Consider the following 16896-nt stretch of genomic DNA (forward strand, 5'->3'; position numbering starts at 1 on the left):
AAGAACTCATATAGTATAATATAAATATTGCGGAGGTGCTGGAATGGCAGACAGGCATGTTTGAGGGGCATGTGCAATTATTTGCGTGAGGGTTCAAGTCCCTCTCTCCGCACCAAGTATAGTATATTTTTCTATGTGGCTTTATACATTGAAAAATATACTTTTTTATTTTTGAACAATATATGTTTCTCTAAGCATTTATATTTTTAACTGCTTACACAATTAAGCATTGTTTCTTAGAATCTTAAAAATTTTTCAATGATTAATTAAACTTTTCATTACCCTATAATATTAAAACTTCTAATATTCCTTAATTTACTTTATAAATAAGACTATCTAAATATAAGTGTTTCTCTTATCCTTTTGGACTTTTAAAATTTCTTCAATTTTATTAATATTTTTATTTATTATATTATCTAAACCTTAATTTTGATTATTTAATATTCTTATGTGTTATCTATATTTTTAATTTTTACACTAAACTTATTATTTAATCCTTTCGTGCTTTTAAGTGTAATTTGGTTACTTATTGCAAAAATTCTTATTTATATAGGGTATTTATAATTTATCTTAAAGCAATATATTTAACTTTGAGATACGTATGTTTAACTCCCTTAGTGAATTTTGTTTGAAAAAGTGGTCCTTTATGGACTTCTTTTTCATTTCTAACACCTTAACTTTCATATCCATTGTTACTCTTGATACATTGATTAATATATAAATTTCTACAAACTTTTATCAGATAATGTTTTAACAACAACAAATCTACAATTCATTTCTAAGTATTACATCCTATTAAACATCTCTATATAAAAAATCATAATTTAAAAACTAAGTATATGTTAAATAACTCAAAACAAATGTAAAATATTATTTTAATAACTTGGTATACGCTTATAGTTCATTGTACTAAATTAGTGTGTTTAACTTTAAATCCAAAATTCATTTTATGGTATAATCTTAATAGGTTAGGAGATGATAGAATGAAACAATTAACAACTTCTTTTAAAACTATACTGTTAAAAGCACTAAAAAGAATAGATCTAGACTTTATAATCTATATTGTAAAAGTTGTCTTTGGAACCATACTGGCTTCTTTATTTATGCGTCATGTAATGGAATTGGTAAATGTTACTGAGGTTCCCATGATACCTTTCTTCGCTTGTATTGGTGTTCTTGTGGGTATGGAACCTAATAAAACACAGGCCATTTCTAATGTTATAAATCGAAATGTAGGGACTATTGTGGCCGGATTAACCGGTGGTATAGTAGCAAGCTTTACAGAGGATATTTTTTTAATTTCTCTTGGCCTTATACCATACTTAATTTTCGTTGCACTTTTGGATTTTAAAAAAAGTATAGTTCCCGGAGGAATTTTTTATTTTGCAATTACATATTTAACGACTTTGGATAATGCTTGGATGTATGCGTTAAATCGAACCATAGGAACAGTTTTAGGTACTTTAATGGGGCTAGCTATAAACTTTCTTATCTTCCCACCTAAAGAAGAAAGTCAGTAATAATTTAAGCAATTATTTTTTATAAAAAAACACCCTTACTAAGTTTTAAACATAGTAAAGGTGTTTAAATATTTATAATAGGTTTTATTAATTTACATATGACTTTTTTCTACACATTTAAACAATATATCCGCTATAGAATCTATATCTAATTTAGAACTATTTAAAATCATATGATAATTCTTAGGATTTCTCCATTCAACGCCTGTAATGGCATTAAAATAATTTGCTCTTCTCTTATCGAATTTTCTCAATGTATAGTCCACTAAGGGTTCTTCAACATTATAAATATTTATAGCTCTTTCTCTTCTTACATCTATATCAGCTAAAATAAAAACTTTCAATACATTTTTTTCATCTAGTAGTCCGGCAGCTCCCCTGCCTACTATCACACATGGATTTAGAGATAGCTCTTTAACAACTTCCGCCTCTACTAAAGCTAATTTCTGCTCCTTTGTTAAACCTATATTTCCGCCCGATGTATAACTAGCAAATAAATTTAAACTAAATAATAAATTACCTGTTGTTGACTCCTCAATATCTTTTAACTCCCCTACAGATAAATTCATTTTCTCAGCTGCAATTTCTAATATTTCTTTGCTATAACAAGGAATATTCAGCTTTTTCGCCAATTTTTTTCCAACTTCTAATCCACCGGTGGCAAATTCTCTTTCAATAGCTATTACATTAAAACTCATATTCTCACCTTCTCTTATGAAACTTGTTCAAATTGACTGTTATACAACTCAGAATAAAATCCCTTTTCTTTTAGTAATTCATCATGAGTTCCACTTTCTATTATATCTCCATCTTTTAAAACTAAAATAACATCAGAGTTTTTAATTGTAGATAATCTATGTGCTATTACAAAGGACGTTCTATTTTCCATTAACTTATCCATTGCATTTTGAACTATACGCTCTGTCCTTGTATCTATGGAACTAGTAGCTTCATCCAGTATCAATAAAGGTGCGTTTTGAATCATTGCACGTGCAATAGTTACAAGTTGTTTTTGGCCTGCAGATAATGTGGACTTATCATCTAATACAGTATCATAACCCTTAGGAAGAGTTTTAATAAAATGGTGTAATCCAACTGCTTTACAAGCTCTAATTACATCCTCATCTTTTACTCCTTTTTTGGCATATACTATATTTTCTTTTATAGTACCTTTAAAAATCCAAGTGTCCTGCAAAACCATACAAAACTGTTCACGAACATTTTCTCTTTTTACGTCATTAATAGACACTCCATCTATTAGGATTTCACCGCCATCTAAATCATAAAATCTCATTAACAGATTTACAAGCGTTGTTTTCCCTGCTCCAGTAGGTCCCACAACGGCAATCTTTTGACCTGATTTTACCTTTGCAGAAAAATCATGGATAATTATTTTATCCTTATCATATCCGAATTTCACATGTTTAAATTCTACATCGCCTTTAACATTTTCCAGTTTTTTAGTTTTATTCTCTTCAACAGGCATCTCTTCTTCTTTTAAAAATTCAAAAACCCTTTCACTTGCTGCTGCTGTTCTTTGTAAGTTTTGCATTGCTTGAGTAATTTGAGATAAAGGCTGAGTAAAAAATCTTATATACATCATAAAGGCTACAATTACACCAAAGGAAATCTTATTTTGCATGGCTAAAATTGCCCCAACTATACACACTGCTACATAACTGAAATTACCTATAAAGTTCATTAGCGGCGTCATAAGTCCAGAGATAAATTGAGACTTCCAAGCACTATTATATAATTCTCCATTAATGGTCTCGAATTTTAAAGATGTTTCTTTTTCACCATTGTAAGCTTTTACAATATTATGTCCTGAATAAATCTCTTCAATATATCCGTTCATATTACCCAAACCCCTTTGCTGTTCAACGAAAAATCTTTGAGACCTGGACATAATTAAAAGAACTAAAGAGAATCCTAAAAATGTGATGCCAACTGCTGTTAATGTCATAGTTACATTATTGTAAAACATCATAATCAATGCGCCAAAAAACATGGTAATGGACCTAACTAAAGTATCTATACTCATATTTAAAGTCTGCCCAATAGTATCCACATCGTTTGTAACTCTACTTATTACATCACCATAACTTACTTTGTCAAAATATTTTAATGGCAACCTTTCAATTTTCAAAGAAATATCACTTCTTAAATTTTTAGAAATTTTTGCCGTAATTGTCGCCATTATAAAATTTTCCAACATACTTAAAATTAAAGCGGCGCTATATAATATTACTAAAGTTTTAACTATTTTAGATATTAATTGCATATCTATTGCACTTACTACCATCTGTCCATTAACTATTGCAGGCAATCCCTTTGCAATTTCATTAGTTATATCTTTTATTTTATTTGGTCCGACAATCTGAAAAATAGAGCCTGCAGCAGCAAGAATGAGAGTGAATATAATCGCAGGTAAATAACTTCTGCAATACCTAATTAATTCACCCCAAGTCTTTCTAAAACTATTGGGTTTTTCTATAGGAGCGTTCATTCTTTGACCTCTCATGCCAGTTCCTCCTCACTTAGTTGTGACATTGCAATTTCTCTATATACTTCACAAGTTTTTAAAAGTTCTTTATGTTTTCCTCTTCCTACAATTTTTCCTTCGTCTAAAACTACAATTTGATCTGCATCAATAATAGTACCTATTCTTTGTGCCACTATCATACTAGTTACATTGGAAGTTTCTTTTTTTAACTTATTTCTCAATACTCTATCTGTTTTATAATCCAAAGCGGAAAAAGAGTCATCAAATATATAAATTTCCGGCTTTCTATAAATAGCCCTAGCTATTGATAATCGTTGTTTTTGTCCACCGGATACATTTGTACCGCCTTGAGCAATTAAAGCGTCATATTTTCCCGCCATCTTCTCTACAAAATCTTTAGATTGAGCAATCTCAACTGCTTTTTTTACGTCATTTTCATTATAGTCTTCACCGCTTCCATTATCTCCAAAAGATATATTAGAGCCTACAGTGCCCTTAAATAATACAGCTCTTTGAGGCACGTACCCAATCTTATTTAAAAGACTTTCTTTTTTATAATCTTTAACATTTATTCCATCTACTAATACCTCTCCTTCACTTGCATCAAAAAACCTAGGAACTAAATTGATAAGTGTGGATTTACCACTACCAGTTGAACCTATAAAAGCAATGGTTTCACCTTCATTTACAGTGAAGTTTATATCTTTTAAAACGTACTCCTCAGCATCAGGATATTTAAAAGATACATCTTTAAAAGTTACAACACCTCTTAAATTATCTAATCCCTCTTCTTTATCTCCATATGTCAGTGAAGGTTTTGTATTTAATACTTCATTTATACGTCTTGCTGATACATTTGCTCTAGGATACATTATAAAAATCATCACCATCATAATAAATGACATAATTACTTGAGACGCATAAGATGAAAATACAACCATATTAGAAAACAAGGTCAATCGCTCATTTAACTGAGCCACATTTATAAGGCTGGCGCCAATCCAGTATATAGCTAAACTTAATCCACTCATACTTATATTTATCACCGGCATCATAATTGACATAGCTCTATTAGTAAATAAATTGTTATCTGTAAGAGCATCATTTGCACCATCAAATTTATTCTTTTGATAATCTTCTGCATTATAAGCTCTTACCACTCTTAATCCAGTTAGATTTTCTCTGGTTATTCTTGTTAAATTATCTGTTAAGGTCTGCATTTTTCTAAACCTTGGAATTACCAATGCTATTATTAAAGAAACTAAAACCATTAAAATAGCCACAGTAACCCCAGTAGCAATTGACCATTCAATTCCCTTTCCTGCAATTTTAGTAACTGCCCAAATTGCCATTAAAGGCGCCTTTACAGCTAGTTGCAACGCCATAGTTACAAACATTTGAATTTGCGTTACATCATTTGTAGATCTTGTAATTAAACTGGATGTGGAAAATTGGTTTATTTCTCCCATTGAAAAAGAACTTACTTTGTCAAAAAGCTCACTTCTTAAAATTTGAGAAAAAGAAGCTGCCAATCTAGCTGCAAAAAAACCTACTGATATAGCTGATATTAAACTACCAAGGGCACATAACACCATATATACACCGGCATTTATTACTTCACTCATCTCACTTCCCGGTGTTTGAACTAGCGTTGTAATTTGAGACATGTAATCCGGTAATTTTAATTCTAACCATACTTGGATAACTATAAAAATTAAACAAAATAATATTTCATTCCGTTCCTTTGATTTTAAGTATTTTAAAAGTTTGACCACTGGTATCTCCCCCCTTAGATTTCAATTTGTAATGTTAACATTTTAGCAATCAATTCAATTAATTTTTCTTCCCCTATCTCTTTATTAGACTTTAACCAGTAAAATATTGTGCTGAAAATTCCTCCGGTAACAAATGCCACAATATATTCACTGTACTCTCCAAAATTATCGCCGTTTATTTTATTTCCTATCTCTTTAATCCTAATGGCAAATTCCTCTATAAACAAATAAGCAACTTTATTGTCCATTAATAACTTAAAAATATCTTCATTATCTATTAAAAAACGTAAATAAACTTTGATCATACCTTTTATATTTTTTTCAAAACTTTCATCAATGTCTATTTGTACCTTCCTTAATGATTCTCGGATATAATACCTAATTACATCTTCCTTAGTAGTAAACAATTGATAAAATGTCTGCCTTGATAAATTAGATTCTTCACAAATATTTTTTACTGTGATTTTATTAAGAGGCTTTTCCTCCATTAATTTAAAAAGAGAATACGCAAAATTTTTTTGTGATTTTACAGCTGTAGGATTATTGCCTTCATACATAATTAACCTCCCAATGATTTTAATATAATAAAACTTACATCTGTCAATGTTATTTTAATATTTTAAATCTAAAGTTTACATTTGTCAATCTTTATTTTAGGGAAATATATTTTAAAATCTATTGTTAACCTAATATAAATTTATGCTTGACAATCCTTTGGTTTTATTTTAAAATATTTTTGAAAAGATTTATTTAGAAAGGAGCTATAATGATAAATAAAAAATTAACCATTAAAGATTTATGTTATGTGGGAATTTTTACTGCTATTATTTCTGTTGTTTCTCAAATTAGTATTCCCATGCCCTATGGTGTACCTATGACTTTACAAACTTTTATAATTCCTTTGGCCGGAATTATATTGGGTGCTAGAAAAGCTACTCTTGCTACAATAATTTACATACTACTGGGCTCCATTGGCATTCCTGTCTTTGCCGGATTTAGTTCCGGATTGGGTATTTTATTAGGACCAACAGGAGGATTTATAATATCTTTTCCTCTTATGGCCTGGTTAGCCGGACTAGGTGCAGAAAAGGAAAAACATCTGTATTTATTATTAGGGTTAATTACAGGAGCAATAGCCAACTATTTAGTTGGAATGTTGATGTTTTCTCTTGTCACCTCTAATAGTCTACAGACAGCATTTATTGCCTGCGTACTTCCTTTTATTCCTACTGCAATTATTAAAATATTTTTAGTAGATATCTTAGGTAGAAAAATAAAAAAAGTCGTTTATAAAAGCGGTTTGTATATTAATTAATTTAATCTTAAAATCTAAAATATATTTTGACATTTTAAAACCCCCAAATCCTTGTCCGGATTTAGGGGTTTTATTCATTAGCAATACTTTATTTTTTTAATTGATCTAAAATTTGTTTTTTTAATTTAGTTCTATTGCCTTCATTATTTATAATTACATCGGCATACTTTACTTTATCGTCAATTGACATCTGAGAAGAAATTTTTCTCTTAGCATATTCTTCATCAATACCATCTCTAGCCATTAACCTTTCCACTTGTAAATCTTTATTAATATAGACTAGCCAAATGGAACTGAAATTTAAATTAGATTCTTTGAAAGTATCTTTACTTTCTATTAATAATGGAATATCTACAAATATAATATCATCTTCTATGGAGTTTATTTCAAAAATAATATTCTTTATAATAACAGGATGCGTAATTTCATTTAAAACTTTTAAATTTTCTTCATTCCCAAATACTTTCTCGCCAAGTATATTTCTTTGAACTTTATTATTAACCACAACCTCTTCTCCAAAGGTTGACTTAATTTTATTTAATACTTCAGGCAATTCCAAAACCCTATGTGCTACTTTATCAGAATCTATTACATAGTATCCAAGGGATTTTAAAATTTTTACAACTTCACTTTTACCTGTGGCGATGCCTCCCGTTAAACCTATAATACACTTATTTTGTATCATACAAACTACTTCCCACTTCCATATCCACCTTCAATTTTACTTCCAATTTCACGGCATTTTCCATAATTCTTCTCATAAGAGCTTTTACTTCTTCAGTTTCATCTTCATGTGCATCTACTATTAACTCATCATGAATTTGCAAAATCAGTTTTGATTTATAATTTTTTTCTTTTAATTCTCTATATACTCTTACCATAGCTATTTTAATAATATCTGCAGCCGAACCTTGTATAGGTGTATTAAAGGCCACTCTTTCACCAAAAGCTCTTATATTGTAATTTTTTGCATTTAATTCAGGTATATATCTTCTTCTTTTTAAAATGGTTTCAACATAACCTTTTTTTCTTGCATTTTCCACTTCTTCTTCCATATAGTTTTTAATACCCTCATAGTGCTTTAAATAATTTGAGATATATTCTCCGGCTACATTTCTTGGAATATTTAAGTTCTGTGATAATCCATAGTCTGATATACCATATACGATACCAAAATTTACAGCCTTGGCTCTAGATCTTAACAATGGAGTAACCTCTTCAAATTCAACACCAAAAACTTCCGCAGCAGTTCTTTTATGAATATCATCATCATTTTCAAAAGCTTTTAACATATTTTTATCTTTGGAGATACTTGCTAAAACTCTTAACTCTATTTGAGAATAGTCCGCATCAACTAGTAAAGAATTTTCAGAGGCTAAAAACGCCTTTCTAATAAGCCTACCTTCTTCTGTTCGAATCGGTATATTTTGCAAGTTTGGTTCTGTTGAAGAAATTCTACCGGTAGAGGTAACAGTCTGGTTAAAATGAGAATGTATCCTTCCTGTGCTATCATTTACAAGCTCCTTTAAACCATCCACATAAGTAGACTTTAACTTTGATAGCTTTCTATATTCAAGTACATAGTCTATAATTTCTCCCTTTCCACGTAACTTCTCCAACACCTCGGCACTAGTGGAATATCCGGTCTTGGTTTTTTTAATAACGGGATAATTTAATTTTTCAAATAAAATAAACCCTAACTTCTTTGGTGAGTTTATATTAAACTCCTCTCCTGCTTCTAAATAAATATTTTTTTCTAACTCTTTAAGTTTATCTTCTAAATCAAATCCAATTTCATCAAGTATGGATTTCCTAGTTCTTATTCCTGTAAATTCCATGGAACTTAAAACTTCAATTAAAGGTAGTTCCACTTCATAAAATAGTTCATCCATACCCTGTTCAGCAATTTTCCCTAAATGTATGTCCTTTAGTTTATAAACAGTATTTAAGAAAAATGCAAAATATTTTTTTAACTCCACTTCATCTAAATCAGTGAAAGCTACTTTTTTCTTACCTTTGCCAAGTAATTCCTCTAAGTCCTTATATCCTTCATTAAAATAAATATTTGAGATATTATTTATATCGTAATTTGAATCAGTAGAATTTAAAAGGTATTCTGCAATCTTTGAATCATAGGTATACTTATCTATTACAATTCCATAACCCATTAAAATAATAATATCTTCTTTTAAATTATGACCTATTTTTTCAATCTTGCTACTTTCAAATATAGGTTTTAATTTTAATATATCATTATCATTTACTTCCATTATGACAGGTTTATTATTATATGCTTTTAAAGCAATATGTGTAGGCTTTATTGATTCGTAGATCTTGCCGTCAGTTATAAATTTAAAAGCAAAAGATTTTTCATTCTCTATAAGTTTAATTAATTCATCTATTGACCTGTCTTCATATTCAAATAATGCTTTAGAAGTTATCTCAATATCTGCTTTATGATACTCTTCCGGCAATCTCTCAAGTAGAGAATTAAATTCATATTCTCTATACATTTCAGAAAGTTCACTGAGATTTCGTTCTTTCATTTTCAAATCTTCAATTGTAACTTCTAAAGGAACATTTCTAACTATTGTTCCCAGTTTCTTACTCATAAAAGCTTGAGTTTTATTATTTTCAAGATTTTCCTTTAATTTTTTTCCGGTTATTTTATCTAAATTACTATATAGATTTTCCATAGTCCCAAATTCTCTTATTAACTTTAAACCCGTCTTTTCTCCAATTCCGGGAACTCCAGGTATATTGTCGGAACTATCTCCCATTAAGCCCTTTAAGTCAATAAACTCTATAGGAGTAATATTATATTCTTCTTCAATGCTCTCAACTGAAATAATATCCATTTCAGTTATCCCTTTTCTCGTAAGTAATACCTTAGTATTTTCATCAACTAATTGAAAATAATCCTTATCACCAGTTAAGAGAATAGATTCAAATCCCTCTTTTTCAGCAATTAAACTTAAAGTACCGGCAATGTCATCTGCCTCATATATAGGAGATTCTAATATTTTAATATTCATCTTATCCAGTATATCCCTTACTATTGGCCATTGTTGTTCCAATTCAGTAGGCGTTGTCTGTCTGGTTCCCTTGTAATCTTCATAAAGTTCATTTCTAAAGGTTTTACCTTTCATATCAAAACATACAGTTACATAACTGGGATTTACTTTTTCAATTGCATTTTCAAGCATCATAATAAATCCGTAAATTGCATTAGTATATATTCCTCTTTTTGTCTTTAGAAGCGGCAAAGCATAAAAAGCTCTAAAAAAAAGAGAGGAGCCATCTATTATAAGTATTCTTTCTTTCAAAAATATCACTCCTTTCGTCTAATTATACATTAAATATGATATAATTTCAGTTCAATCTAAATAAAAGCACTTGATTTATGTAAAAAATAATGGTAAATTATAGTAGTTAAGAAAATGTGCCGGTGTGCTGGAATTGGCAGACAGGACGGACTCAAAATCCGTTGCCAGCAATGGCGTGTGGGTTCAAGTCCCACTACCGGTACCAAGTAAAAATGTATTTTCCTATGTGATTATATCATGAGAAAATACATTTTTTATTTTTAAGTTTTATATTTTCCTATGTTTCCTTTTCTATTAGCACACTCGTAACACACTTTAAGAGAAGATGTGTGCTATAATTTAAATGTATTATTATAAAAGGGCACCTTAATTAGTGCTCTTTCTCGTATTTAAAATTAATTCAAATTATTTTAAAATTTCTTTTTTAGTAATGAATAATTTTAAAACTAGACTAATTTTAATTTATGCTGTTTTATAAATGATAATGGCCGTATTAAAAAACAGGTCCCATTGAAAACAAAGGACCTGTTAAAAATAAATTATATTTTATAATAGTTAGTAACACAATAAAATTACTAAATTATCGTTGACATATTCCTCCACCTAAGCCAAGACCACCTTGTCCTTTTGAATTCGCTCCGCGTCCAACTCCTTGACCTTGCTCTGCTCCAAAATTGCCTCGTCCATTACCCTTAGAACCAAAACCAATACCATAATCTTGCCCTAAAAAGTTTTTACCTGTTCCGTCACACGTTTTTAAATTATCCTCTATTGCCTTAATAAAATCGTCAGCTTCATTTCTGGATAATTTTCCATCTTTCACTCTCTGCTCGATTGTATCTTTTTTTATTTGGAAAACCAATTTTTGATATTCTTCAAATACCCCAGCTTCTTCTGCAATTGTTCCATAAGTTTTTTGAGATTCAAAACGTTCAGAAATTACATCTACAACTTCTCTTCCTGTTAAATCCGCAACAATTTCGGCAGGTGTAGAATATTCTTCAGCAGCAAACACATTTGCATTCATAGAAAAAATCATCACCGATACTATTGCCAACATCAAAATTTTTCTCAAAGATTTTCTTTTAGTCATTATAATAGCCTCCTGAATTTTTTATTTTCTATCTTACTTGTTGTCTATATTATAAATAAGGTATGTGTCATTAAAGTGTCATCAAAAAGGACATTTAATGTCCTTATATAAGCTTCGAAAAATCCAAGTAAAAACAGGTGCCAATATTTTCCTTTGACTTTACTTTTAGAGAAATCTTGTGTCTTTCGGCAATTTCTTTTGCAATAGCAAGCCCCAACCCAGTTCCTGACCTATTTTCCTTTTCTTCATTTCTATAAAAACGATCAAAAATATGGGGAAGCTCTTCTTCCGATATACCGCTACCTTCATCACAAACTGAAATTCTAGACCCTTCTCCAGCTATAGTGACAGAACTACCTGAACCTGAAAATTTTATTGCATTGTCCAATATAATAAAAAACATTTGTCGCAGTCTTTCATAATCACCTTGTATACTGACGTTTGGAATATCTTTTATTATAATAGCAATATCTTTTTCTTCCGCCATCCTTCGAACGCTTCGTGTAATATCACTAATGAGCTCTGATAGATATACATCACATATATCTATGGAAAATCCGGGATTTTCTAACTTTGATAGATCTAAAAGATCATTTACAAAACGTTGCAGATAATTTATTTCCATAAGAGATTGTAGACTGCTTTGCCGCATCTCATCTTCTGTAAGATTATCTCTCGACTGAAGATTTTCCAAGGAAGTTTTTACTATAGTAAGAGGAGTTTTCAATTCATGAGCAACAGAGGCTAGAAAATCTTTGCGATTCTGTTCCTGTTGAATAATATTTTGTGCTTCTTCAAGTAAAATCGGACCAGTAAATTTTTTGGAAAGAAACACAGACAATATAAAAGATAATATAATTCCAATTAAGATACTTACTATTAAAATAGAAATTCCTCGTTTTGCTGCCCCTTGTATTTCTGAAATCTGCGTATGGAGGAGAACTACCAAAGTTATTTCATTCTTTTCATTATATACAGGGACTCCCACAGTTATAGTACGTTCATGCATTATATCTGAAAAACTTTCACCCACATTAATTTCACCCTCAAAAATCTTGTCGACAATATTTTGAGCATTTTCAGGTAACTCCTGCTTAATACTTTCTGAATCACCGCGATTACCTGTTCCTTTCCCCATGCCGCCATTTCCTGAAGTAAGAACATTTTGTTGTCTATCCACAATCCAAGCTTCTGCACCGGCTATACTGTTAATAAAGCGTAAATACGCTCCATATCCCTGCATTTTCTCTCCGTTATTTTCAAATTCAGAAAACTCATCAGCTATAATTTCTGCACGATTAATTAAACTCTGCGTCTGTACGTCTATCGTTTGATTATAAAACAAAAACATAAATATTATGCTGATTATAAGAGCAAAAAGCATAATAACAATCCCAAAATATAAACTTAATTTTTTGGCAGAGACATTTTCATTCACTCAATCACCTCAAACTTATATCCAACACCACGCATAGTAGTAATATTCCATTTTGGATGCGTGTAGCGATTTATTTTGGCTCTTAATCTTTTTATATGTGTATCAACGGTTCGTGAATCTCCATAATAATCATAGCCCCAAATTGAATCTAAAAGATTATCCCTTGTAAAAACTTTGCCGGCATTTGTGGCCAAAGTCCATAGTAACTCAATTTCCTTTTTAGTAAGCGATAAATGCTCTGAATTGATTTGTACAATATATTTATCCATATCTATTACTAGATTGTCATATGTAAAGCGATTTATACTATCATTTTGCAACGTAATTCTACGAAAAAGAGCCTTTATTCTAGCCACCACTTCCTCAGAAGAGAAAGGCTTTACTATATAGTCATCGGCTCCAATTTCAAGTCCCATAATCCGTTCAAAGTCCTCGCCTCTAGCAGTAACCATAATAACTGGAACCATTGAAGTTTTTCTTATTTCACGACAAACTTCAAATCCATCTTTTTTAGGCATCATAACATCAAGAAGAATTAAATCAAAAAGTTCTTCTTTAAAAAGCTCAATTGCTTCTTCTCCATCAAAAGCAGAAACTGTTTCAAAACCTTCCATATTTAAATATTCAGATAAATTTTTATTAATCTCTTTGCTATCATCTACTACAAGTATTTTCATAAAGCTCACTCCTTACTATAGCAGCATACATACAAGTGATATTCCCATTTCCAATCACTAGGGATTACTTGCTCTCAGTCTAATATAGCTTAAACTATTTGTCCATAGCTTTTTCTTATTTCTAAAGCATACCTTTTATCTTCGCCGTTAAAATTAGTATTATTTTTCTCATATTTTTATTCAAAAAGTAATACACGATAACTATTCTTTATAAATTATTATTTACAATTACTAATATAAAATATTAAAAGATATTTTTATTTGACGTTTGAACTTTTATTGGTGTGGGTATTTATTGTTTAGCTTTATGCTACATATGTTTAACTCCCTTAATGAATGATTTTGAGAAAGTTGTCCTTATGGACTTCTTTTTCATTTGCTTATTTATATTAGTTTTATCTATTCCATCTAAATTCATACTTTCTAAACTTATAATAGCTTTATATTTATTTAAATTTTCTGCTTATAAAATGATAAAAAGCTTGTACACTATGACAAGCCTTTTACTATTCCTTATTCTCTTCATATCCAACTAATATATCAAAATAAGTTAGATTTTCCACAATAGTTCTATTTGCAATTTGCACTATTTTTATGTCTTTTTCAATTTCATTTAAGGTTTTTGAAAGTTTTCTGCTTTCAATATCAATTAAGTACTGGAACTTCATAATCCACCTCCTATACTTATTATATACTCTAAAAACAAAATTTTCAGTCCTTAAATTCTAAAGGTGAGAAATTAAATAAATTGCCAACTATAGCATGAATAAGAGCTATTGGAAGTGACAATATAAATAAAACCACCATTGAAATTTCATAAGGTAGCGAACTTCTCTCATCTATAACATACTTATCTCCCTTTTTAAATCGTGCAATTAGAGAACCCAAGGGTATCCCAAAGGTATTTCCCATCATAATAACCTGTATAGCAGAAAGAATTCCCAAAGCTTTATCCTTACCATAGTCATTTATAATTTTTTCCCATGCAGTTAAGGAAACAGCTCCTCTATTATTAGCATAGTATTGTGAAAATAAAATTCCTTCCTGTTCATCTTTTGGCACATCCCCTAAAACGCTGTTTAAAATATTATCTATCTCACCTTTACTAAGACCACTTTCCAAAGCCATTTCCGTATGAGCATAAGAGCACATAAAGCATCCATTAACCTCTGTTACAGCAAGCATAATCCTCTCTTTAAACTTCTCAGTTAATAATCCACTACTTATAAATTTCTTTAATTTAGGCATAGCTCTTATCCCATAGTAAAGATTTCTATAAGCCTTTCCTAAACTGTAAAGCCTTCTACCAAAAGTATTTTCTTTTACAAACATAGTATACCTCTCAATATTATTAAAGGGGTATTAAGATTTTATATTTTTTTAAACTATTTCTTAGAACAATAAATATAACTTTTAAAAATCCTACACTCCCTAATTTATTTACTTTTAAAATATATTTTTATCATAAAACTGTTATAAGAAATATACCCATTATTTATATTACACATACTTATAAAAAGTTTAACAAAAAAAGAAAGCCTAAGCTTTCTTTTAAGATACTAATTTTAAACTTTCAAGTATTCTTTCATTATAGAATTTAGTCAACTCGTCTTCAGTAATATCTTCAGATTGCACATCCAATACGATTTCACCTTTGTTAAGCATAATTATCCTTTTAGAGTATTGAATAGCATGCCTTAAATTATGTGTAATCATAAGTGTTGTAATTTTTTCCCTATTTATTAAATCCACTGTCTTATCCATAATTAATTTTGATGTCTTCGGATCTAATGCTGCTGTATGTTCATCAAGTAAGAGTAAATCCGGTCTTTTTATAGTAGACATTAAAAGTGACAGAGATTGCCTTTGCCCTCCTGAAAGAAATTTAACTTGCGTAGTTAACTTATCTTCTAAACCTAAATCCAGTTCCTTTAGTTTTTCAACTATCATATTTACATTATTGTTTTTTATTAATTTTTTAAAAGTAAACTTTTCCCCTTTTTTTAAAGCAATGGACATATTTTCAAGTATATTTAAACTGGGAGAAACTCCTTTTGACGGATCTTGGTTTACTTTCCCAATATAGCTCGCTCTTTTTTCTTCAGGCAGTTTATTTATTTCATTCCCATTTAAATTAATGCTTCCACTATCACTTTCAATACTTCCGCTAATTAAATTAAATAAAGTACTCTTTCCACAACCATTCGGTCCTAAAATCGTAGTACAGACATTTGCTTCAATTTCCAAAGAGAAGTCTTTAAATATTCTATGCTCTTCAGGCGTACCCGGATAAAAAGTCTTATTTAAATTTTCTATTTTTAACATTTTCACACCTTCTTAAATTTTAAAAAGTTTCTTGCAATATTTTTAATTTTTTGAACTGCTCACCTTTTGCATAATTGCAGCTGATGAATTATTATACAGTATAAATATTATTACAGTAATGGCAGTGGCAGCTTTTAAATCTCCCGGATTTAAGCCCAAGTCTATTGCAAAACCAAATATAATTCTATAAACTATAGCGCCTATTATTGCCCTTGTAGTCATTTTAATCTTTCTACTTTTCTTCATAAAGGTATCTCCTATAATTATAGAAGCAAGAGCCGTAACAATCATAGTAGCACCCATTTGAGCATCAGCAAATCCCTGATACTGAGACATCAAACATCCGCTTAAGGCAACTAAACCATTTGACAACATTAAACCCGCCATAGTATATTTATCAGGATTTTCTCCTAGCGACTTTACCAATGAATCATTATCGCCTGTAACTACTAACAAGTAACCTTTTTCTGTTTTAAAGAAATAATCCATAATCGCTTTAATAACCAATACTATTGCTAACAAAATAACTATTTTAGGTATAAATTCAAATTTAGTAAAAATCGTTTCTTGATTTGTAAAAGGTACGTTAGCCCTACCTGTTATTCTTAAATTTACAGAATACAATATGGTCATAGTCAATATTCCCGCAAGTATTGGTGCTATCTTTAACTTTTTATAAAGTATAAAAGTTAAAAATCCAGCAATAGCACCTGCTATGAAGCTTAATATAACACCTAAAAAAGGACTTAACTCTCTCGTTACTATACTTGCGAAAATAAATGCCCCCAGTGGAAATGTACCTTCTACTGACAAGTCTGCTATATCTAATATTTTATAAGTTAACATCACTCCTAATGCCAGCAGCGAGAAAATCAATCCCGTTTCTATAGATGATATTAAAACCCCACCCATACATATCCT

At 30.0% G+C, this 16896-nt stretch carries 15 protein-coding genes and 2 tRNA genes; 4 read left to right on the forward strand and 13 right to left on the reverse strand.

Translation table 11 applies throughout. The features are described 5' to 3' along the window. Window positions 1–29: 29 nt before the first annotated feature. Window positions 30–115, forward strand: a tRNA-Leu gene (locus EF514_RS05135). 868 nt (window positions 116–983) lie between these two features. Further along, a complete protein-coding gene (locus EF514_RS05140; protein ID WP_127724359.1) occupies window positions 984–1520 on the forward strand; it encodes an FUSC family protein in 537 nt (178 codons plus the stop codon). A 92-nt stretch (window positions 1521–1612) separates the two neighbouring features. Here the strand turns inward: EF514_RS05140 and EF514_RS05145 are convergent, their stop codons facing one another. Genes EF514_RS05145 through EF514_RS05160 form a run of 4 tightly spaced genes read right to left on the reverse strand, consistent with a single transcriptional unit; the run spans window position 1613 to window position 6358 of the window. Further along, window positions 1613–2218 (reverse strand): cytidylate kinase-like family protein, encoded by a 606-nt coding sequence (locus tag EF514_RS05145; protein ID WP_127724360.1) that lies wholly within the window; start codon window positions 2216–2218, stop codon window positions 1613–1615. Between the two features lie 14 nt (window positions 2219–2232). Continuing rightward, a complete protein-coding gene (locus EF514_RS05150) occupies window positions 2233–4044 on the reverse strand; it encodes an ABC transporter ATP-binding protein (RefSeq protein ID WP_127724361.1) in 1812 nt (603 codons plus the stop codon). Beyond that, window positions 4041–5801: an ABC transporter ATP-binding protein gene (locus EF514_RS05155; RefSeq protein WP_127724362.1), complete on the reverse strand. Its 1761-nt coding sequence runs from the start codon at window positions 5799–5801 to the stop codon at window positions 4041–4043. Before EF514_RS05155 ends, EF514_RS05150 begins: the two co-directional genes overlap by 4 nt. Before the next feature lie 14 nt (window positions 5802–5815). After that, entirely contained in the window at window positions 5816–6358 is a 543-nt protein-coding gene (locus tag EF514_RS05160) for a TetR/AcrR family transcriptional regulator (protein ID WP_127724363.1), read from the reverse strand. A 209-nt stretch (window positions 6359–6567) separates the two neighbouring features. On the opposite strand from EF514_RS05160, the gene EF514_RS05165 reads away from it, so the two are divergent. Further along, window positions 6568–7116, forward strand: coding sequence for a biotin transporter BioY (locus EF514_RS05165; RefSeq protein ID WP_127724364.1), 549 nt, complete (start codon window positions 6568–6570; stop codon window positions 7114–7116). An 88-nt stretch (window positions 7117–7204) separates the two neighbouring features. Here EF514_RS05165 and coaE read toward each other — a convergent pair whose 3' ends face one another. Both coaE and polA read right to left on the reverse strand, forming a co-directional pair. Continuing rightward, entirely contained in the window at window positions 7205–7801 is a 597-nt protein-coding gene (gene coaE, locus EF514_RS05170) for a dephospho-CoA kinase (RefSeq protein ID WP_127724365.1), read from the reverse strand. Continuing rightward, the gene (polA, locus tag EF514_RS05175) at window positions 7788–10442 is read right to left on the reverse strand and encodes a DNA polymerase I (protein WP_127724366.1); all 2655 of its coding nucleotides are present in this window, start codon (window positions 10440–10442) and stop codon (window positions 7788–7790) included. The genes coaE and polA overlap by 14 nt, the downstream gene beginning before the upstream one ends. 118 nt (window positions 10443–10560) lie before the next feature. Here polA and EF514_RS05180 point away from each other — a divergent pair. Next, window positions 10561–10647, forward strand: a tRNA-Leu gene (locus tag EF514_RS05180). 375 nt (window positions 10648–11022) lie between these two features. On the opposite strand, the gene EF514_RS05185 is transcribed toward EF514_RS05180, so the two are convergent. From EF514_RS05185 to EF514_RS05210, 7 genes are all read right to left on the reverse strand, one after another. Continuing rightward, window positions 11023–11517, reverse strand: a complete 495-nt coding sequence (locus EF514_RS05185; protein WP_127724367.1) for a hypothetical protein — start codon at window positions 11515–11517, stop codon at window positions 11023–11025. A gap of 121 nt (window positions 11518–11638) precedes the next feature. Further along, window positions 11639–12973: a sensor histidine kinase gene (locus EF514_RS05190; RefSeq protein ID WP_127724368.1), complete on the reverse strand. Its 1335-nt coding sequence runs from the start codon at window positions 12971–12973 to the stop codon at window positions 11639–11641. Next, the gene (locus EF514_RS05195; protein WP_127724369.1) at window positions 12970–13650 is read right to left on the reverse strand and encodes a response regulator transcription factor; all 681 of its coding nucleotides are present in this window, start codon (window positions 13648–13650) and stop codon (window positions 12970–12972) included. Before EF514_RS05195 ends, EF514_RS05190 begins: the two co-directional genes overlap by 4 nt. A 506-nt stretch (window positions 13651–14156) precedes the next feature. Continuing rightward, entirely contained in the window at window positions 14157–14318 is a 162-nt protein-coding gene (locus tag EF514_RS10800) for a hypothetical protein (protein ID WP_164845549.1), read from the reverse strand. A 43-nt stretch (window positions 14319–14361) separates the two neighbouring features. After that, window positions 14362–14982, reverse strand: a complete 621-nt coding sequence (locus EF514_RS05200; RefSeq protein ID WP_127724370.1) for a carboxymuconolactone decarboxylase family protein — start codon at window positions 14980–14982, stop codon at window positions 14362–14364. 219 nt (window positions 14983–15201) lie between these two features. Next, window positions 15202–15975 carry an ABC transporter ATP-binding protein gene (locus EF514_RS05205; protein ID WP_127724371.1) on the reverse strand — a complete coding sequence of 258 codons (774 nt, stop codon included), beginning with the start codon at window positions 15973–15975 and terminating at the stop codon, window positions 15202–15204. 42 nt (window positions 15976–16017) lie between these two features. Further along, window positions 16018–16887 (reverse strand): ABC transporter permease, encoded by an 870-nt coding sequence (locus tag EF514_RS05210; protein ID WP_127724372.1) that lies wholly within the window; start codon window positions 16885–16887, stop codon window positions 16018–16020. Window positions 16888–16896: the final 9 nt, after the last annotated feature.

It is taken from the genome of Anaerosphaera multitolerans, from assembly GCF_004006535.1.
Taxonomy (GTDB): domain Bacteria; phylum Bacillota; class Clostridia; order Tissierellales; family Peptoniphilaceae; genus Anaerosphaera; species Anaerosphaera multitolerans.